The sequence below is a fragment of the Methylocella tundrae genome, from assembly GCF_038024855.1.
Lineage (GTDB): Bacteria > Pseudomonadota > Alphaproteobacteria > Rhizobiales > Beijerinckiaceae > Methylocapsa > Methylocapsa tundrae.
The window spans coordinates 1,375,625-1,393,957 of the sequence record NZ_CP139089.1 but is presented as its reverse complement, the minus strand read 5'-3'; the positions used below and the strand labels follow the sequence as shown (position 1 = coordinate 1,393,957).

At 62.8% G+C, this 18,333-nt stretch carries 15 protein-coding genes and 3 pseudogenes; 10 read left to right on the top strand and 8 right to left on the bottom strand.

All coding sequences use genetic code 11. The features are described 5' to 3' along the window. Positions 1–69: 69 nt before the first annotated feature. Positions 70–336 carry a helix-turn-helix transcriptional regulator gene (locus tag SIN04_RS08955; protein ID WP_244605947.1) on the bottom strand — a complete coding sequence of 89 codons (267 nt, stop codon included), beginning with the start codon at positions 334–336 and terminating at the stop codon, positions 70–72. Between the two features lie 482 nt (positions 337–818). On the opposite strand from SIN04_RS08955, the gene SIN04_RS08950 reads away from it, so the two are divergent. Beyond that, positions 819–1,172 carry a DUF2958 domain-containing protein gene (locus SIN04_RS08950; RefSeq protein ID WP_134488451.1) on the top strand — a complete coding sequence of 118 codons (354 nt, stop codon included), beginning with the start codon at positions 819–821 and terminating at the stop codon, positions 1,170–1,172. A 78-nt stretch (positions 1,173–1,250) separates the two neighbouring features. Here SIN04_RS08950 and SIN04_RS08945 read toward each other — a convergent pair whose 3' ends face one another. Further along, positions 1,251–2,147 (bottom strand): LysR family transcriptional regulator, encoded by an 897-nt coding sequence (locus tag SIN04_RS08945; RefSeq protein WP_134488449.1) that lies wholly within the window; start codon positions 2,145–2,147, stop codon positions 1,251–1,253. 169 nt (positions 2,148–2,316) lie between these two features. Here SIN04_RS08945 and SIN04_RS08940 point away from each other — a divergent pair, with 169 nt between their 5' ends. The 6 genes and pseudogenes from SIN04_RS08940 to SIN04_RS08915 all read left to right on the top strand — a co-directional run bounded on the left by SIN04_RS08940 (position 2,317) and on the right by SIN04_RS08915 (position 7,568). Continuing rightward, positions 2,317–2,667: a DUF4260 domain-containing protein gene (locus SIN04_RS08940; protein WP_341264380.1), complete on the top strand. Its 351-nt coding sequence runs from the start codon at positions 2,317–2,319 to the stop codon at positions 2,665–2,667. A 302-nt stretch (positions 2,668–2,969) separates the two neighbouring features. Beyond that, positions 2,970–3,620 (top strand): annotated as a pseudogene (locus tag SIN04_RS08935) (ParB/RepB/Spo0J family partition protein); the annotation flags it as partial. 131 nt (positions 3,621–3,751) lie between these two features. Continuing rightward, a complete protein-coding gene (locus SIN04_RS08930) occupies positions 3,752–5,143 on the top strand; it encodes a type I restriction enzyme subunit R domain-containing protein (RefSeq protein WP_244605736.1) in 1,392 nt (463 codons plus the stop codon). A gap of 8 nt (positions 5,144–5,151) precedes the next feature. Beyond that, complete coding sequence (locus SIN04_RS08925) at positions 5,152–5,877, top strand: M48 family metallopeptidase (RefSeq protein ID WP_166795885.1); 726 nt, start codon at positions 5,152–5,154, stop codon at positions 5,875–5,877. 214 nt (positions 5,878–6,091) lie between these two features. Beyond that, positions 6,092–6,655, top strand: a complete 564-nt coding sequence (locus SIN04_RS08920; protein WP_423136003.1) for a type IV toxin-antitoxin system AbiEi family antitoxin domain-containing protein — start codon at positions 6,092–6,094, stop codon at positions 6,653–6,655. Next, positions 6,645–7,568: a nucleotidyl transferase AbiEii/AbiGii toxin family protein gene (locus SIN04_RS08915; RefSeq protein ID WP_134488443.1), complete on the top strand. Its 924-nt coding sequence runs from the start codon at positions 6,645–6,647 to the stop codon at positions 7,566–7,568. Before SIN04_RS08920 ends, SIN04_RS08915 begins: the two co-directional genes overlap by 11 nt. Positions 7,569–7,995: 427 nt before the next feature. Here SIN04_RS08915 and SIN04_RS08910 read toward each other — a convergent pair whose 3' ends face one another. From SIN04_RS08910 to SIN04_RS08895, 3 genes are all read right to left on the bottom strand, one after another. Continuing rightward, on the bottom strand, positions 7,996–8,346 hold the full coding sequence (locus tag SIN04_RS08910) for a hypothetical protein (protein ID WP_134492383.1): 351 nt from the start codon (positions 8,344–8,346) through the stop codon (positions 7,996–7,998). A 146-nt stretch (positions 8,347–8,492) separates the two neighbouring features. Next, a complete protein-coding gene (locus tag SIN04_RS08905; protein ID WP_244605946.1) occupies positions 8,493–8,699 on the bottom strand; it encodes a DUF1778 domain-containing protein in 207 nt (68 codons plus the stop codon). A gap of 266 nt (positions 8,700–8,965) precedes the next feature. Continuing rightward, positions 8,966–9,622 (bottom strand): SDR family NAD(P)-dependent oxidoreductase, encoded by a 657-nt coding sequence (locus SIN04_RS08895; protein ID WP_134488441.1) that lies wholly within the window; start codon positions 9,620–9,622, stop codon positions 8,966–8,968. Between the two features lie 217 nt (positions 9,623–9,839). Between SIN04_RS08895 and SIN04_RS08890 the strand changes: the two genes are divergently transcribed. After that, the gene (locus SIN04_RS08890) at positions 9,840–10,046 is read left to right on the top strand and encodes a hypothetical protein (RefSeq protein ID WP_134488439.1); all 207 of its coding nucleotides are present in this window, start codon (positions 9,840–9,842) and stop codon (positions 10,044–10,046) included. A 410-nt stretch (positions 10,047–10,456) separates the two neighbouring features. After that, positions 10,457–10,885 (top strand): annotated as a pseudogene (locus tag SIN04_RS08885) (transposase); the annotation flags it as partial. A gap of 9 nt (positions 10,886–10,894) precedes the next feature. On the opposite strand, the pseudogene SIN04_RS08880 reads toward SIN04_RS08885, so the two are convergent. Further along, a pseudogene (locus SIN04_RS08880) lies at positions 10,895–11,661 on the bottom strand (IS5 family transposase). A 516-nt stretch (positions 11,662–12,177) separates the two neighbouring features. On the opposite strand from SIN04_RS08880, the gene SIN04_RS08875 reads away from it, so the two are divergent. After that, the gene (locus tag SIN04_RS08875) at positions 12,178–15,048 is read left to right on the top strand and encodes an AAA family ATPase (protein WP_134488436.1); all 2,871 of its coding nucleotides are present in this window, start codon (positions 12,178–12,180) and stop codon (positions 15,046–15,048) included. Positions 15,049–15,227: 179 nt separating this feature from the next. On the opposite strand, the gene SIN04_RS08870 is transcribed toward SIN04_RS08875, so the two are convergent. After that, positions 15,228–17,345, bottom strand: a complete 2,118-nt coding sequence (locus SIN04_RS08870) for a xanthine dehydrogenase family protein molybdopterin-binding subunit (protein ID WP_134488434.1) — start codon at positions 17,343–17,345, stop codon at positions 15,228–15,230. Continuing rightward, positions 17,342–18,331, bottom strand: coding sequence for an FAD binding domain-containing protein (locus SIN04_RS08865; protein WP_134488432.1), 990 nt, complete (start codon positions 18,329–18,331; stop codon positions 17,342–17,344). The genes SIN04_RS08870 and SIN04_RS08865 overlap by 4 nt, the downstream gene beginning before the upstream one ends. Positions 18,332–18,333 lie beyond the last annotated feature (2 nt).

The window sequence follows — 18,333 nt, the reverse complement described above, 5'->3', positions numbered from 1 at the left end:
ATTGGAACTTCTACGCACAAGCGGTTCCTCTTCCATTGAGATGAAGGAAGGCGTTTGCGTCGGCGCCTCTCAAACCCGATGAAGAGGTGTCTTGACCGGCCGCGTGCGCCGTTGGCGAACATCCGGCGCTGGTGCTTTGCGCACGATATCTGCCTCCGGCGCGCGGCGTCGTTCGACGAGCCAGATCTCGACCTCGGCCAAATCCCAAACCACGCAGCGCGGCGTTAGGAAGAAGCGCTTCGGGAATTCGCCGCGCTGTTCCATCTCGTAGATCGTCGTGTCCGCCAGTGGCACGATTTTGCGAAGCTCTGGGCGACGGATCACGCGCTTGAGCAGGCTGGCAGGTGGCTGAAATCGCCTGGAGGCGCTCTCGACAGGCTCGTTGGCGGGTGGCTGCGCTGCGTCGGAGGCCAAGGCCGCATCTTCTCGTGAAATCGTCTGATCGCGTCTCATGTCGATCGCCTTCGATCGCTGTGGAATGACTACGGCCAAGGTGACGTGCACTGCCTGTATATTGAAGACCTCTGACTTGGGCGTGCGAAAATCGGCGGCCATGGCGAAAGATTCGGAAGGTGATCGCGGGTGACACCATGCCCCCTTGCTGCCGGAAGCTCCCGGGTGTGTCGCCTGTTTGCGTGTGCACTGCCTGTGGCCTTCGATGTTTCCCTCTCGACGAGATCCGGCAACGCTGGCCGCCGCCGCGGCGCGGTCAAGCCCGGCCCGCACCAGACCGAGGAGGGCCTGACCGCGCCGCTCAATCGCGCCGGCCGAACGCCTCCTCGCCCTCGATCGGAGGGTGACATCGAAGGGAGGCCGACATGGCCGAAGCGCTCATCACCGACGAACTCTATGCCCGGCTTCTCGCCAATGGCGCTCGCAGTGCCGCCGGCGAGGACATCGATCCGCGCCCCGTCGTCAAGCTCTTCACACCGGACGCTGGCGCCACCTGGCTTCTCACCGAAGCCGATCCCGAAGACCCCGACCGTCTGTTCGGCCTCTGCGATCTCGGCCTTGGCGAACCCGAACACGGCTATGTCAGCCTTGCCGAAATCCGCTCCGTGCGCGGGCGGCTCCGGCTTCCGGTCGAACGCGACCTCCACTTCACGGCCGAGTATCCGCTGAGCTGGTACGCTCGGCGCGCCCGCCAATCCGGCAGGATCGTCACCGACTGACGATCGCAATCGCGCCCCGTCTTCGGGCGGGGCGCGGAATTGTCGAACGACGAAATCCTGTGATCGCCACGTGTTTCTTCAGCTTGGGGTGTTTCCGTCTGCGGGCCGGATATAGCTCTTCAGCTCGGCGTATAGCGCCGCCATGGCAGCCTGCATAAGTGCCGACGATTTGAGATCGGGATGCGTGACCAGCCAAACCTCCATCTTGTGATCGAGGTCGGGAAGCACACGGACGAGAGCGGGCTCCCGCATTGCGAGCGGCACCTGCAGGACGCCGACACCCAAGGCCGCGCGCACGGCCGCGATCTGCGCCACATCGCTGTCGGTCGCGAGAACGAGGCTCTGGTTCAGGCGCGCCTCGTCGATCTCCAGCGCGTCGGCCAAGGTGCGGCGACGATCCTGACCGATGAGGTTCGGTGCGGCGAGCAGTTGCTCCCGCGATGAGGGAACCCCGTGCTCGGCGAGCCAGCTTCGATGGGCGTAGAACCCGACCTCGATCGTACCGACACGCCGGGCGACGAGGCTTGTCTGCCGCGGACGAATCATGCGCACGGCGAGGTCCGCGTCGCGCCGGAGGATATCCGTTTCGCTGTCCGACAGGATGAGTTCGAACGTCAGACCTGGGTGAAGGGTGCGAATGCGCGCCAGCATCGACGGCAGCACCTCGATCCCCATGACCTCGCTCGCCGACACCCGCACCGTCCCCTGCACGCTGCCCACGCGCTCGGTCACGAGACGGGCGATGGCGCCGATTGATGCTTCGATCCGGGTGACCTCGGGCAATATCCTTTCGGCCAACCCCGTCGGGAGCAAACCGCGGGTCGAACGCGTGAACAGCCGGCCTCCCAACTGTTGCTCCAGCTCTTCCAGATGACGGCGGGCTGTCGGATGCGTGATGCCGAGCGTCCGCGCCGCCGCCGACAGGCTGCCGCTTCGGGCGATTTCCAGAAAGGTGCGGTAGAGGCCCCAGTCCATTGCGGTTCACTTCATAAAAATCCGTACAGTTAATAAAGCAAATGAATCAATTTCGTTCAAGCTAGAGACAGGACATGGTGCTGCCATGACCCAAGGATTTCCCACGTCACGACCTATTTCGACCAAACCATCACCAGACGCCGTTTCGCGCACACCGGCAGGCGTGTTGGTGCTGCTGCGACTCGAGAATCTTGCCGTGGCGATTGCGGCCGTGCTGGCTTTTCGATCGGACGGCGGCACTTGGTGGCTCTTTGCCGTCCTCTTCCTGCTGCCCGATCTCTCCATGCTCGGCTATCTCGCCGGCCCGTCGATGGGCGCGCGTTTCTATAATCTCGCACACACCTATGTCACACCCGCCCTGGTCGCCGCTCTGGGTTGGGCGACGGATCATGGATTGTGGCTGCAGGTCGCGTTGATCTGGTGCGCCCATATCGGCGTCGACCGGACGCTCGGCTTCGGTCTGAAATATGCGACCAGCTTCGCCGACACCCATCTCGGCCAGCTCAGACGGCGCGGCTGAAAGCGCCGAGGTGTCTGGCTTCGCATTTCTGATCTCACGTTGCTCACAACGGCGACTTTGCTTGGGGGCTCAGCCCCCTGGCGCGGCACAAGGGATCGCTGACGCTCGGCCGGGACGGTCTCCCCAGCCTTCCGCGCGGATGCGTGCTTGCGCACTCTCGCCAACATTTCGATCCGCTTGTGCAGGCCGGGTGGTCCCCCTCCGTCCCGTCCGCCCTTGCCCCTTGCTCCCCCCGGTCTCGCCGACGGGCAGGGTTGCAGCGCAGCGCTGCGCTTCAACCCAAGTCCATGAGGATCAAGACCATGACCGACACTATCGAGACGACCGCTACGGCTTTCGAAGCCCCCGCCGCCGAGAGCGGCGCGGTGCTGTTCGTGCCACTGAGCAAGTTGAAGAAGTCGCCCCGCAACGCCCGTAAGACCCCGCACAGCGAAGCCCATATCGAGGCGTTGGCGGCCAGCATCGCCGCCAAGGGGATGCTGCAAAATCTGGTGGTGAAACCGGAAGCAAACGCCGAAGGCGAGCCGACCGGCTATTATTTCGTCACCATCGGCGAAGGCCGCAGGCTGGCGCAGGTGCTACGCGTGAAGCGCAAGCAGATCAGGAAGACGGAGGCCATCCGCTGCGTTCTGGATACCGTGAACGACGCGACGGAAATCAGCCTCGATGAGAACGTCACCCGTGAGGCGATGCACCCAGCCGACCAGTTCGAGCGGTTCCGCGAGCTTGCGGACAATCGCGGATGGGGCGCGGAAGAGATTGCCGCCCGGTTCGGTGTCTCCGCCCATGTCGTGCGCCAGCGGCTTCGCCTTGGCGCGGTCAGTCCGAAGCTGATGCAGGTCTATCGCGACGGCGGCTTGTCGCTCGACCAATTGATGGCCTTCGCCATCACCGAGGACCATGCGCGGCAGGAGCAGGCTTACGAAAACCTGTCGTGGAACCGCGAGCCTTCGATGTCGGCCAACACTTCCTGGCCAACTTCAAGGGAACCGGGCTGAAGGGACAACTCGCGGCGTCCTCAAAGAGAGCGGCGATCCTGCTCAAGAAGCTGTTCGATGAATTTGGCGTCGTTACGACCGAGGTCGTGATCTCCGCGCCGGAAATGCGCGAAAGCGAAGACGAGGTCGATGAGGCCGACGACGATCTCGTCCGCACGTTCTGGCGTAAGATGATGGAGCGGTACGGTGGCGAGGACGCCTATAACCGTACCATCGTCGAGCAGTTCAAAGGGCCCGCCGATCCGGACATCATCATCGTCGTCGACAAGTTGCTCACCGGCTTCGACGCGCCGCGCAACACGGTGCTCTATGTGGCCCGCCGCCTAAAGGAACATGGCCTGTTGCAGGCCATCGCGCGGGTCAACCGCGTTTTTGACGAAGACGGTGCGCCGGATAAGCCCTTCGGCTTCATCATCGACTATACGGGCGTCCTCAAGGACCTTGGCGATGCGCTTGCCAGCTACGATGCGCTCCAGGGCTTCAGCCCAGAAGATATCGCCAGCAGCGTGTTGGCTATTCGGGATGAGGCGAACAAAGTGCCGGGCGCTCATGCCGCCTTGCTCGATGTGTTCAAATCCGTTTCCAACAGCTTCGATGCCGAAGCCTACGCTCGCCTCTTGGCCGACGAGGAGATCCGCGCTGAGTTTTATGTACGCCTATCGGCGTTCTCCCGCGCCTTTTCTGTGGCGCTTGCCTCTCCAGCCTTTATCGAGGCGACGAAGCCAGAGCTGCTTAAGCGATGGAAGGACGATCTCGGTCGGTTCGTTTCATTGCGCGCCGCCGTCAGCCTTCGCTATGCCGAGCGCGTGGACTGGCGAGACTATGAGAAACGTATCCGCCAGTTGCTGGACCGGCACGTCATCGCGCGCGACGTTCTCACGCTGGTCGAGCCGCTGAATATCTTCGACGATATCGCCATTGAAGGGCGACGGCAGGAAAAGACGGAAAGCGATGCGTCGGTTGCCGACACGATCGCGCATCAGCTGACCCGTTCGATCGAGGAAAAATGGGATGAAGATCCGATCTTCTTCGAAAAATTCTCCAAGCTCGTTCGCGATACGATTGCCGATTTCCACAAGGGGCGCATCACCGACCTGACCTATCTATCAAAGGTCAGGGAGTTACGCGACAAGGTTCAGACACGGCAGGATGAAACCGATCCGACCCCGGCGCGCCTTCGCGACGATGGTCACGCTCAGGCTTTTTGGGGGTTGGCGAAGCGCAATCTGGAAAGGGTCGGTGTTGATGACGTCGAACTGGCCGCCGATATCGCGCTGGAGATCAGTCGGATTGTGCAGAAGCGGCGCAAAGTCGGCTGGCAATATGATCGTGATGTCGAGAACGTAATTCGAAACGACATTGACGATTTCTTCTTTGAGGAGCTGCGCGGCCAGCGCGATATGTTGATCGATCCTGCCATTCTTGATGGTATCGTCGACGATGTGCTGGCATCGGCTCGCGTGCGGCTGGCGCAATGAGGACGACTATGACCGGTCGCCCGGCAAACGAGCAGATCGAAATTTGCTGGGGTGAACGTCGGGTCATCGCGGAACTCCTTCGCACGGATAGGCGTGCTCTCCGGATCGACGTTCGGCCGACGGGCGAAGTCGCTATTTTTGCGCCTGCGGGTGAGGAAATCGACGAAATACAGAGCAGAGCGCGCCGGAAGGGCGCTTGGATATTCGCTCAGATTGACACGATTTCCCAAAGGCCGAAGGTCACACCGAAACGCAGGTTCATTTCCGGCGAGACGCATCTTCTGCTGGGTCGACAATATCGGTTGTCGATTGAGCAATCTGACGATCCCCTTGTTCGGCTCGAAGGTGGGCGCTTGGTGATATGCGCCCGAGCGCCTGACGACCAGCCCCATTGCCGGCGTCTGCTTCAGACGTTCTATAAGCTCCGAGCGCGCGAGGTATTCCGGCAACGATTTGAAATCGTTGTGGAGCCATTCGTTCGTAAGGGCTTGAAACGGCCTTCCCTCGTTATCCGGCCGATGTCAAAGCGATGGGGGAGCTTCACCCCTGGCGGGCGGGTTGTGCTCAATGTCGACTTGGTGCGGGCAAGTCCCCGATTGATCGACTACGTGATCTGCCACGAACTGGCGCATGCGTTCTACCCGGATCACGACGAGGGATGGCGTGCTTTGCTTGAGACGATGATGCCCGATTGGGAAGAACGAAAAGAGAGGTTGGAGGCAGCCCTCCGGTAGCGGCAGTGCGCCAGAACGGAGTCGGAAGAGGGCATCCGAAGCTGGCCGGCGCAGCTCTAGGCTGGTTCACCTTGGGCAGCCACTTTGGATTGCCCTTTCTCGGAAATGTGATAAAACCTCTGCTATCTTTGGAATTTGCCAAGGAAACATCACGGCGTTGACCCAGATGGACTCCCAGCGCGCTCAAGCGCTCAAGCTGCTAAAGGCGTGCCCGATGATGCGGCTGAAGGACTTTGCCGCCCACGGCATCGGCCCGGAAACGCTGGCGCGTCTTGTCCGGGACGGGGCAGTCGTTCGCCCCGCGCGGGGCCTCTACCAACTCGCGGATAGCTCGGGCAATGCGGCGCGTATTCTGGCAGAAGCGTCGGCCCTCGTTCCCAAAGGCGTCATCTGCCTGATCTCAGCGCTGCAATTCCACGAGCTGACGCTCCAAATGCCTTCGGCCGTTTGGATGGCTATTGATCGCACCGCCTGGCGTCCCAAGATCGACTATCCGCCCATTCGCTTCGTACGCTTCACCGGGTCCTCGCTGACGGACGGTGTCGAGCGACACTCCATAGAAGGCATCGAGGTGGCGATCACAAGTCCAGCGCGGACGATCGTCGATTGCTTTCGCTATCGGGCGAAAGTCGGACTGGATGTCGCTCTGGAAGGCCTGCGTGAGGGACTTCGACAGCGGAAAGTCACGAGCGACCAGCTCTGGACCTATGGGACGAAGGGAAAGGTCTGGTCGACCATGAGGCCTTATGTGGAAGCGACGGTAGCCGATGGCACATGAGCCAAGAAAAAACGTCGGTGCTTCGGTCCGGGCTCGTCTGCTCGACCGGTCTCGTGTCAAACGCACGGACTTTCAGATTCTGCTGACGCGCTATGCGCTGGAACGGCTTCTGTATCGACTGAGCCTGTCACTTCATCGCGACCGCTTCATCCTGAAAGGTGCGATGCTATTCGTAACCTGGGTGGCAGATCCTTTCCGGCCTACACGCGATCTCGACTTTCTCGGCTATGGCGAGAACAGCCCGGAGGCGATCGGAGAGGTCTTTCAAGAGATCTGCGGGCAGCCGGTCGATGACGACGGCGTCGTATTCGACATCGGCGCTATCACCGCTGTTCCGATCCGGGAGGATGTTGAATACGGCGGCATCCGCGTGCGCACCTCCGCGACGATCGCAGGCGCCCGCATTCCGATCCAGGTCGACATCGGTTTTGGTGATGCCGTCACGCCGGGACCGGTCGAGATCGTGTATCCGCCACTGCTCGACGCGCCAGCGCCCCACCTTCGCGCCTATCCCGTGACGACCGTGGTCGCCGAGAAATTCCAGGCGCTCGTCCTGCTCGGCATCGCAAACAGCCGGCTGAAGGATTTCTACGACCTCTGGCTGATCGCACAGACATTCGAATTTGACCGGGCATCGCTTGCAGAGGCCGTCCGCCAGACCTTTATGCGGCGCGGAACCATGCTTCCAATCGAGAAGCCGACCGGCCTGAGTGATGCTTACGCTGAAGCCTGGGGGCGCCAGTGGCAGGCCTTTTTGGGACGAGAGCGTATGGCCGCGGCGCCGGCGGAGCTGGCTGTCGTTGTCTCCGACCTCGCAGAATTTCTGCTTCCCCTGATCGAGCCTGCTGAAGGGGACGAGCGTTGGAAGCCTAGTGAAGGTTGGAGGGCATCGGATGCCGGCCAAGATGCGTAGCCTGGAGGGCAGCGAGCAATGCGCGCGCGACAGAATCGGTTTCGCCACGTATCGCAGTCAATCGCGGACGTTTTCGACCGGCTCCAGCTATTTCTCCTGCACTTCGTATATAATACGAACGAAGAGATTGACGCCGCGCACCGCGCCACATTTATTGTGGAAAATCAATTGCGTGTAATTCTGACGGTATATCTGACGGTAAACGTCGATTTATCCGCCTTACACTCATCGAAAATTCAAATACTTACCACTTCGGTTGATCATCTCATGGAATGATCAATGAGCTATCCGGTAACCCTCTATTTTTCCAACGCTATTTCCCTCCAGAGCCCTCCATGATATCCCACGCCCGTCACTCCATTCCCATATCATGTCGTTGGGACCGTTCCGCCGTCGATGACGTATTCGGTACCCGTGATGGACGCAGCTAGTCCTGAGACCCAGTCATAATCGGCATGATATCAACGCCATCGCCAGGGAAGATCGTGAAGTGCGGGTGTCCCTCAAAGAGACGCGCGGCGGCGTCGATGTTTTCGGCCTGGACGACGATGTAGCCGCAGATTGCATTCTGCGCGTCGCTGACGCCGCCTTTGGTTACCCGCTTCGTCTTGCCCACCATGCCGCCTGTATCGGGAAACGACGCGGCATTTGCCTTTTCCCAATTCGCCCATTGCTTCAGGCCGTTCATGTCGGCCGCCTTCTGCTCGGCTTCCGGCATTGCGCGGAAGCGGGCGAGGTCTTCGGGCTTCATGGTGTAGACAGCGAGGAAGCGAGGCATGGCGTATGCTCCGTAAGCGTGTCCGATCATCGTGACCAGACTGAGCCTTAAGGTATCGATCGAGCGGCTCAACGCGACTATCAAACCCCGAGCGATCATGGATGCCGCTGAGTGGATCGACACGGAGAAGGTTGTGGGAGAACAGCTTAGTGATCCAGGTTTCGAATATGGCGTTGCGCAGCCGTTTTGAGACGCGCCGGCAGCTCCCGCGGCTGGAGGATAGCTTCGGCAAATGCGCGACTTTCCTCCGCCGCAAGCCGAATCATCCGCATGTCTTCGATAGCGCGGACAGCGGCCTCGTGAACGCTACCGATCACGAAGTCCGACAGCGAGAGCAGCCCATCCAGGAACAATCCTGCCGAAGGGGCAACACGCTCCTGTGTAAACAGCGGACGCATCCGCACCTTCATTACGCAGCGACGACGCCCAAAGCTCAAGCGTCGTCTCGATCGATGCCTCCCTCCATCCATCACCTTCGAATCGCGATGGCACATCGATTCAGAGTCGAAATACGAATGCAACTGTAATGCTAAGAGGGATCGCAGAAGTCATAATGGAACTCCTTTTCTACGAGGAGCTGATCGGCGCGCTGGGGCCGCGATCAGTCGTTTCCTGGTTCTCAGCCGGCGGGCGTATATACCGTCTCCACCTGCCACGAACCGGCAGGCTGGCTGTGCAGTTGCCAGAACTGTTCGGCGACGGCATTGGCGTCTTTGCTGTTCATGACAAGGCCTGCGACGGTAACGGTCGCGACATGGACGCCTCTTTCCTGGAAGGGCTCGAAGATGCCTTGCGCCAGCGCGCGAATACCTGCCTTACCGATGCTCAGAGAGAGATAATCCGGGTGCGGCTGAAGGCCGAAGCCGCCGCCTGTGAACAGGATGGAGCCTGAGCCGCGTGCGATCATGTTGGGCCCCGCAGCCTGCGCAGCGACCATGGCGCCACCGATATTGACGGCGAGATCATAGTTGAACGTCTCGCGCGGTTGATCTGCCAACGTGGCCTTTCGCATCGAGGCCGCATTGAAGTGCAGAACATCTATCCCGGCGAACTCGCTTTCAACTTGAGACACGAGCGCTGCGACGCTCGACGGTTCAGCTGCATCGACCGTGCGTACTTCGACCTTATGGCCCTTCGCCTCGAGCTGCCCCGCAAGCTCTTTCGTCTTGGTCTCGTTCCGGGCGCTCAAGATGATCCGGAACCCTTCGCCGGCAAACCGCTCGGCTGTCGCAAGGCCCATACCCGGACCAGCTCCAATGCTAAGAAACGTTTTCATAATCTACCTCTCCTCGACAATGGGATAGCGATTTCTGGATCGGCCCACGGAGCGTCCAATTCCTTCGCGCCTCGCGAGGCGCGCATTGCCGATTCCACCTCAAGCGGCGGAGCGGGCTGTTGATAGGGTCTCGATAATAATTCGGGCGAATTCTTCCGGCCTTTCCAGCGAAGCAATATGGCTCGCGTCCTTGAGGATCCGTCTCAATGGCCTGTGCATGAGCCATCGCCGGCATAGCCGCCAGAGCCAGGCCAAGTCCGAGAGCAAAACGCAATCGGCGCTGACACGCCTGACCGATCGTTCCGTCGGGTTCGGTCGGCTGGTCGTGGCCGCCGATAGCTATGAAGTTGAGGTGAAACCGTCGACCACCGTCGATAATTTCGCCGATAGAAAGCTCCTCTCCAACAATATCGACTGGTGGTGAATTAACGGTCAGACCTTTCTCCATCGGTGGCAACTCGAGTACAGCTTCAGCCATCCAAGCATTGGTGACCTCTGTGCACTAAGCGAAATGCTGCGCGGGGTCTTTTCAAATCCATGCGTGATATTTCAAAATTTTGCTCTTTTTGAACGTCGCCTTCGACAGGACCGCGCCACATTCCTCCGCCTCGGACGTGCAATCGATCGCATATGCGCACCGCGCATTTTTACAGCTTCTTGCTTTTTCGTCGGCCGTGAACAACGGCTAGGCGGCTGAACGTGAGTCTGTTTTTTGGGTCTTGCGCGATTTGAAATTGTAGGATTTTGCGGCCTGGGGGTCAGCAACGTTACAATTTCGGTTTTGGATTTGCTTGGGCCGCGAGCCATGATTCCCTAGCTGCATCGGAGGGACCGATGCGGCCGAAGCAACACGCGACGACGGGACCAGGCGATCTGTTCCGGGCCAGACTCGATCAGATCATCAACATGCGCCACGCGTTGATGCAGCTCGCAGGCAAGCTCGACTGGGCGTGGGTCGATGGCGAGATCGCGCCGCTCTACAGCGACCAGGGCCGACCCGGGATCGCGACCCGCTTCGTGATCGGGCTGCTGCTCAAGCACATCTACGGGCTGTCCGACGAAGGCGTCTGTGAGCGCCGGGTGCATGACCCGTATTTCCAGTATTTCACCGGGGAGGAGTTCTTCCAGCACGAGTTCTTGCATGAGCGCTCGAACCTCAGCCATTGGAGGAAGCGCCTGGGCGACAGACTGGAGCTGCTGCTGGCCGAGAGCCTGCGGGCAGCGCATGCCACCGGCGCGCTGCGGACGAAAGACCTAGGTCGTAGTGACGATTTACCTTAGCACTATGGCGATAGCGGCGAGGAGAACGAAGCCTCGGTAGTTGGCGATGAGCTTGTCGTATCTTGTCGCGACCCGTCGAAACTGCTTCAACTTGTTGAAGAAACGCTCGACGAGATTGCGCTCCTTGTAGAGCGCCTTGTCGTAGTGGAGCGGCGCGCGGCGATTGGCTTTCGATGGGATGACGGGTTTGGCCCCGCATTCGAGGACAGCCTGGCGCAAGTGATTGGCGTCATAACCCTTGTCGGCGATGACGGCTTCGGCCTCGAAGCCTTCGATCAGGGCGTGCGCCTTGGTGATGTCGTTGCGCTGGCCTGGCCCGAACAGCAGGCGGACGGGATTGCCGAGCGCGTCGGTCGCGGCGTGGATCTTGGTGCTCAGGCCACCGCGAGATCGCCCCAAACCTTGGGCATCCGCCCCCCTTTGGCGATTCTTGCGCCGGCAGCGTGCTGGTGAGCCCGCACGATGGTTGAATCGATCATCAGCCATTCGAGGTCGGCTTCGGTGGTGAGCGCTTTCAGAAACCCATCCAACGCGCCTCGCTCGATCCAGCGGTAATAGCGTCGTTTCACCGCTTGATGGTCGCCGAAGCGCTCGGGCAGGTCGCGCCAGCGCCCGCCCGAGCGGGCCATCCATAACAGCGCATCGACGAAGCGCCGGTTATCACAGCGCGGCCCGCGCTGACCGGCCCTGCCGCCCGGCACGAGGTCGCAAAGCCGCTCCCATTGATCGTCGCGTAGCGCATCGACATCCCGAATCATCAGAGCTGATCTCCAAAAATCAGCCTTGAATCATGGAAAACGACCGCCGAGAATCCCTCCAGCGAGGAATTCGTCACTACGATCTAGCGCGCGTCACGATCGATGCCACCGTGCAGCGTGGCGCTTGAAGAGGCGGCGCAGTGAAGCTTCCGACGTCTCGATCCCGATCTCCTTCTCGCACTTGGCGACGATCGCCTCCAGAGTCAGGTCCGGTTGGGCGCGGGTGATCTGCAAGAGCCAATCGGCGTGCGGCTCCAGCGGCGAACGAGACTTGCCGCCGCGACGCGCCAGCCGCCACCACTCGCTGCCGCAGATCTTCTGAATGCGCCTTGGCCATCGCTGCCTCCAAATCGGAGACAGCAACGAATCACGATCCGGCCCAGACCGGAAATCGCCAGGGCCCTTCGAAGCTTGTGAGGCGGGCGTTGGCCGCCGACTTCTGGCGACCAGTTGATCCCGCGCCCGTTTATATCCCGCCTGTCTCGCGATATGCTGATCTCGTGAGGATGCGAGACGATGGCACGGCGCTCAAGCAAGGCAACTGCATCCGGACGGCGGCGGCAAGGCGTCGGCGACACAGCACGCGGAACGCTGCCGGATTTCCAGGGGCGCGAGGCTGATATCGCCCGTATCGAGAAGCTGATAGACCACGTCCGGGATGGTGGCACAGCTCTGCTCATCAGCGGCGAAGCTGGGATCGGCAAGACGACACTGCTGGAGATTGCGCAGGCCCTCGCCAGACAACGTGGGTTTCGTGTGTTGCGCATGTCGGGGGTAATCGCCGAGGCGCATCTGCCCTTTGCTGCCCTCCAGCAGGCGGTGGCGCCGATCTTGCGGCAGGCCCAGAAGCTGCCGCCGCGGCAGCGCGCGGCTTTGCTCGCGGCTTTCGGCCTGGGCGATGACACGGCGGCGCCGGATACATTCCTGGTTGCCCTGGCGACGCTTACTCTCCTGACGGAGAGTGCGGCGCGCAAACCCATCCTGCTGGTGGCAGACGACATCCAATGGCTGGATCAACCCAGCCACGACGTGCTCTCGTTCATCTCTCGTCGGCTAAGTTCCGATCCGATCGTTCTCTTGATGGCGGTGCGGAACGATTCGGAAGAAGCTCTCCCACATTGGAGCGTCCCGCGGCATCAACTATCAAGGCTCGACACTGCTGCCGCAGAACGTCTGCTGGACGCCGAGGCACCCGATCTGCCGCTTGATCTACGGCAGCGGTTTTTGGACGTGGCCGCGGGCAATCCCTTGGCACTGGTCGAGTTGCCGCGCGGCGAGCGCAGGCTAGAGACAGGCGGATCGCACTGGGTTCCGCTGACCGATCGCCTGGAGCGCGCTTTCTTCAGCCGGGTCTCCGGCCTCCCGACGGCCACCCGCGCGCTGCTGCTGATCATCGCAGAGAATGACAGCCGATCCCTCCGCGAGGTATTGGACGCAGGCGAAGTGCTGCTTCACGAAAAAGTGAGACTTGACGCGCTGGCGCCGGCGGTGTCGGCAATGCTGATCGAGATTGCCGCGGGAGAGGTACGTTTTCGGCATCCCCTCGTCCGATCCGCAATCCACCAGGCATCCAGCCCGGTGATGCGTCACAATATCCATGCCGCATTGGCCCGGGTCATCAAAGACGAACCAGATCGTCAAATATGGCACCGGATGGCATCGGCCATCGGACCTGATGAGGCTTTAGCCGCGGAGCTCGACGCCGCCGCCGCGAGATCGCAACGGCGGGGCGCGCTTGCGACGGCGATCACCGCGCTGGAGAACGCGGCGCGGCTGAGTGGTACGGCCCTGTCAAGAAGCGAACGGCTGCTGCGCGCAGCCGAGCTCGCGGCCGAACTGGGCCAACCGGAAACGGTGGAGCGCTTGCTGCGAAACGCCGATCTGGATCGGCCACCGCTGCGGGTGCGGGCCCAAGTCGCGTGGATTCGCGAGATGAGCCAGCCCCTGACCGTCAGCGACCTTTCGCGGATTTCCGCGTTGGTCGGCCTTGCAGCCGACGCCCGTGCCGACGGTGCCAATGATCTGGCGCTCGACCTGCTGTGGCGCGCCGTGCAGCGCTGCTGGTGGAGCAACGTGGGCGATGCCGTGCGCGAGAGCATACTCGCAGCAGCCGGTGAACTCGGATTACCGAAGACAGACGCGCGCCTGATCGCGATCCCCGCCTATGCCGGGCCGCTCAAGCACGGCGGAGACGTATATCGGGAGCTGCAGGCATATCCCGCGACGGGTGTTGCGGACCCGATGGCGGCACGGATCCTGGGGCTGACGGCCAATACCATCGGCGCATTCGATTTCGGCGTCCGTTGGTTGACCGAGGCGAGTACGGCATTGCGTGAGCAGGGGCGCCTCGGTGAGCTGGCGCGCGTGCTCTTCTCGCGGAGCTTTGCGGAGACCGAGACAGGCGACTGGATGGGCGCCCTGAGAAGTTCCGCGGAGGCGATTCGGTTCGGAGAAGAAACAGGACACGCGATCTGGGTCGCCGCGGCGACGATTGTGCAAGCGAGACTTGCTGCCATGCGGGGCAACTTCGAGGCCGCGGAGGCCCACGCAGTGCAGGCCGAGCGGCTGGTGCTATCGCCAGGCTCCAGTTTCTGGCTGGCCATGCTGGAGAATGCGCGCGGCATTGCCGCGCTCGGCGCCGGTCGGCCGGCAGAGGCTTACGAGCACCTGCAGCGTGTTCACACGCCCGGCGATCCGGCCTTCAACACCAGCCTGCAGTTCTACTGGCTCGCGGACTACGTCGAGGCTGTCGTGTCCTGCGGTCAAGAAGCGGCCGCCGCCTCGATCATCGAAGAGGTGGAGCGGCATTCCGCACCCATGGCTGTGCCGTGGGTCCAGATGATGCTCTACCACGGCAAGGCCTTGCTTGCCTCGCCGAACCGCGCGGAGATGTTCTTTCAGCGCGGTCTCGGCGCCGCCGCACAGAACTGGCCGTTCCTGCGCGCGCGTCTGCTGCTGGCCTACGGTGGATGGCTGAGGCGGCAGCGCCGAATTGCCGAGGCACGCGTACCGCTGCGGACAGCGCGGGAGGTGTTCGATGCGCTAGGCGCCTCACCGTGGAGCGAGCGAGCGCGCCAGGAACTTCGCGCGGCCGGCGAAGCAAGTCGCCCGCGCGCCGAACTCATCCTCGACGCGCTGACGCCGCAGGAACTGCACATCGCGGAGCTTGCGGCCGGCGGGCTTTCCAACAAGGAAATAGGCGCCCGGCTGTATCTGTCGCACCGAACGGTCGGCTACCACCTGCACCGGATCTTTCCGAAACTTGGGATTACGGCCCGTGCGGGTCTGCGCACCGCGCTCGATCGCGCAACACAGGCTCCCGATCGGCCCGACCGGTCGTCGCAGCGGCCTTCCGACAGAAGCGGCACCACCACATCCGCCCGATAGAGTGCATGTCGTTCGGACGGAATCGCACATATTCCGCTCGTCCCCGCACACACAGGGACCCAGTCCTTGCAAGAAAAGCAAGAACTGGATTCTCGCTGTCGCGGGAATGAGCGGAGATCGGGTCGACCCAATCGCAATACGCGGCGCCCGGACATCCTTCGGCGCGCCGGGGCAGGCGATCAATTTTCGGCCAGAAGCTTCTCCGGCAGGATCGGCAGCTCACGGATGCGCAGCCCGGTTGCATGGAAGACCGCATTGGCGACCGCCGGGGCGACACCGACCACGCCGATCTCCCCGACGCCCTTGCCGCCAATAGGGCTTGCTGCCTCGTCGAACTCGTCCACCCAGACTGCATCGACGGCTGGGATGTCGGCATTCACCGGCAATGGGACTCCAACGAGGTTTTTCGAAAGGAACCGGCCGAGGCGCGGCTCGAATACCGAGGCCTCCATCGCCGCCATGCCCCAGCCCCAGATCATGGCGCCGATGAGCTGGCTCTTCGTCGTCCGCGGGTTCAGGACGCGGCCGACCGAGTAGCTGCCGAGCATTCTGCGCAGGCGAAGCAGGCCAAGCGCGCGGTCCACGCCCACCTCCACGAACACGGCGCCCCAGGTGCGCATCGCCGTCGGCGAGGCGCCGCCATCGATTTCCAGTTGCACGCCCTCGCCGGGGCTGAAACGGCCGAGCGCGGCCTCGGACTCGCGGCCCGACCGGCGTAGCAAAGCGAGCGGATCAACCTCGCCGAGCGAGGCGCGGATCTGACGGCAAGCATCGAGCAGAGCGGCGCCAACGCACATTGCGCTCGCCGAGCCGAATGTGCCGCAGGCTTCCGGCAGGATCGAATCGCCGTTGCGGATCTCCACTCTGTCGGGCGGCAGGCCGAGCGCATCGCCGACAAGCTGCGAGAAGATCGCGAACACGCCGGTGCCGATATCGTTGAACGAGGATTCGAGCAGGGCGGTGCCGTTCGCGCGCAAGGTCACGCGGGCGGCGGCAGGCAAGCGGAAGGACCCCATGGTCGCGCTCGCCATGCCCCAGCCGACCATCCAGTCTCCGTCGCGTTCAGCTCGGGCCGGACGGCGGCGCCAACCGAAACGCTCGGCGCCGAGCGCATAGGCCTCGAGCAGCTTCTTGGATGACCACGGCTTGCCGCTGACCGGGTCCACGTCGGCATGATTGCGCAGCCGCAGCTCCAGCGGATCCATGCCGAGCGCATGGGCCAGTTCGTCCATCGCGCTTTCGAGCACCCACATCCCGGAAGCGCCTCCCCCCGGTGCGCGCAGGGGCGTGGGCGCGCCAGCCGTGATCTCCTCGACGCGCTCGTGAGTTTCCAGCGCCGGCACGGCGTACATCGCTCGTCCGGCCTGGGTTGCAGACTCGACGTAATCCTCGGTGGAGGACGTCACGTTGACCGAGTCATAACGCAGTGCCGTGAGCCTGCCGTCAGGCGCGGCGCCGAGTTCGATCCGGTGATGCGTCAAAGGCTGATAGCCGGTCATTGTGTACATTTGGGCCCGTGAGAGCACGAGTTTGACCGGGCGGCCGGACACGCGCGCCGCCGAGGCCGCGAACAGGGTATGCCACTTCGGAAAGCCCTTGGAGCCGAAGCCGCCGCCGGTGTGCGGACACATCACCCGCACCCGCTCCGGCGGCAGACCGAGCGCCATCGCCAGCATCTGCCGCGTGCCGGCAGTCCACTGTGTGGCGTCATGCACGACGAGATTTTCGCCCTCCCACCAGGCGAGCGTGGCGTGCGGCTCCATTGCATTGTGATGCCGCGATGGCTGCGCGTATTCGGCAGCGATCCGATGGGTCGCTTGGGAGAATCCGGCCGCGATATCGCCCTTGGCGGCATCGACTTCGGTGAAGATGTAGCCGCTGTCTGACGCTGGCGGGCGGGGATTGGATTGGCCCGGCGCCTTTACCTCGGCCGGCGCGATCGTGACGCGCACGCGGTGCGCTGCGGCCTCCGCCTGCTCGAGCGTTTCGGCGAGCACGATCGCCACCGGCTGACCCTCGAAGCGAATGGTGTCGTTCTGCATCGGAGGCAGGCTGAACATTAGCGGCACCGGAACGGCGGTGAATTGCGGCAGATCCGCTTGCGTGAGAATGCGGACGACGCCTGGGCTGTGCGCCGCCTCTTCAGTGGCGAGAGACGTAAGCTGGCCCGCCGCTGGGGCCGTGACGAGCACGGCGTGGAGCTTGTCCGGCCGGTCGAAGTCCGCCGTATAGCGCGCGGCGCCGGTGACTTTGATGCGTCCGTCCGGGCGCGCGAGGGGTTGGCCGACCGCGTTCATGGCGTCATCTCCGCGACAAGCCGGATGGCCCTGACCACGAGGTTGCGACCGAGCGCGATCTTGTAAGCGTTGTGGGCGAGCGGCCGGGCTTCGGCAAACCCGCTTTCCACTGCCGCGGCGATTGCGGCAGCGCCGGGCTGAAGCCCCGCAAGCGCCTGTTCCGCACCCGTCAGGCGCCACGGACGCGCGGCCACTGACCCGAGCGCGACGCGGGCGCGCACGATCCGCCGCCAGACATCGAGATCGAGCGCGAGCGCGACCGAGACCGTCGCATATTCGTAGCTCTCGCGTTCGCGGATCTTGATATAGGTTGAGCGCGGCGCTGAACCCGGAATCTCGATGGCGGTGATCAGCTCGCCCTGCTCCAACACCGAATCCCGATCCTGCCCCGCATCCGGCGGAAGATAGAATTCATTGATCGGAATGCGCCGTCCGCCCGTGCCGCGTTCCGTGATCACTGCGGCGTCGAGCGCCGCAAGCGCCACCGCGGGATCGGAGGGATGGGTCGCAACGCATGTATCGGACCAGCCGAAGATGGCGTGGCGGTCATTGAGTCCGTCGCGAGCGGCGCAGCCCGAGCCCGGTCGCTTCTTGTTGCAGGGGAGCATCTCTTCGGCACGGAAATAGGGGCATCTCGTCTTCTGCAGGAGGTTGCCGCCGATCGTCGCGAGATTGCGTATCTGCGCAGAGGCCGCGCTCAGGATCGCCTGGGACAGCACCGGAACCCGCGCCACGACGACCGGAGCGAGGGCAACATCGTTGAGCCGCGCGAGCGCGCCGATGCGCAAGCCTCCGTCTGGCAATGTCTCGATCGCGTCAAGGCCAGAGAGGTGCGCGATGTCGAGGATGCGGGCGGGCGTGGCAATTTCGAGCCGCATCCAGTTCAAGAGCTCGGTGCCGCCAGCAAGGAACGCTGTGCCCGGCTCCCGACCCGCAGCCAATGCCTCGGAGACGCCGGCGGCCCGCGCATAGGTGAAACCCTGCATGG

Excerpts from the sequence above, each read along its gene's own strand:
- SIN04_RS08895 (WP_134488441.1), bottom strand. The coding sequence starts at position 9,622 with ATGAAAACGTTTCTTAGCATTGGAGCTGGTCCGGGTATGGGCCTTGCG.
- SIN04_RS08925 (WP_166795885.1), top strand. The coding sequence starts at position 5,152 with ATGACCGGTCGCCCGGCAAACGAGCAGATCGAAATTTGCTGGGGTGAA.
- SIN04_RS08920 (WP_423136003.1), top strand. The coding sequence starts at position 6,092 with ATGATGCGGCTGAAGGACTTTGCCGCCCACGGCATCGGCCCGGAAACG.
- SIN04_RS08945 (WP_134488449.1), bottom strand. The coding sequence starts at position 2,147 with ATGGACTGGGGCCTCTACCGCACCTTTCTGGAAATCGCCCGAAGCGGC.
- SIN04_RS08890 (WP_134488439.1), top strand. The coding sequence starts at position 9,840 with ATGAGCCATCGCCGGCATAGCCGCCAGAGCCAGGCCAAGTCCGAGAGC.
- SIN04_RS08870 (WP_134488434.1), bottom strand. The coding sequence starts at position 17,345 with ATGAACGCGGTCGGCCAACCCCTCGCGCGCCCGGACGGACGCATCAAA.
- SIN04_RS08910 (WP_134492383.1), bottom strand. The coding sequence starts at position 8,346 with ATGCCTCGCTTCCTCGCTGTCTACACCATGAAGCCCGAAGACCTCGCC.
- SIN04_RS08875 (WP_134488436.1), top strand. The coding sequence starts at position 12,178 with ATGGCACGGCGCTCAAGCAAGGCAACTGCATCCGGACGGCGGCGGCAA.
- SIN04_RS08915 (WP_134488443.1), top strand. The coding sequence starts at position 6,645 with ATGGCACATGAGCCAAGAAAAAACGTCGGTGCTTCGGTCCGGGCTCGT.
- SIN04_RS08950 (WP_134488451.1), top strand. The coding sequence starts at position 819 with ATGGCCGAAGCGCTCATCACCGACGAACTCTATGCCCGGCTTCTCGCC.
- SIN04_RS08865 (WP_134488432.1), bottom strand. The coding sequence starts at position 18,331 with ATGCAGGGTTTCACCTATGCGCGGGCCGCCGGCGTCTCCGAGGCATTG.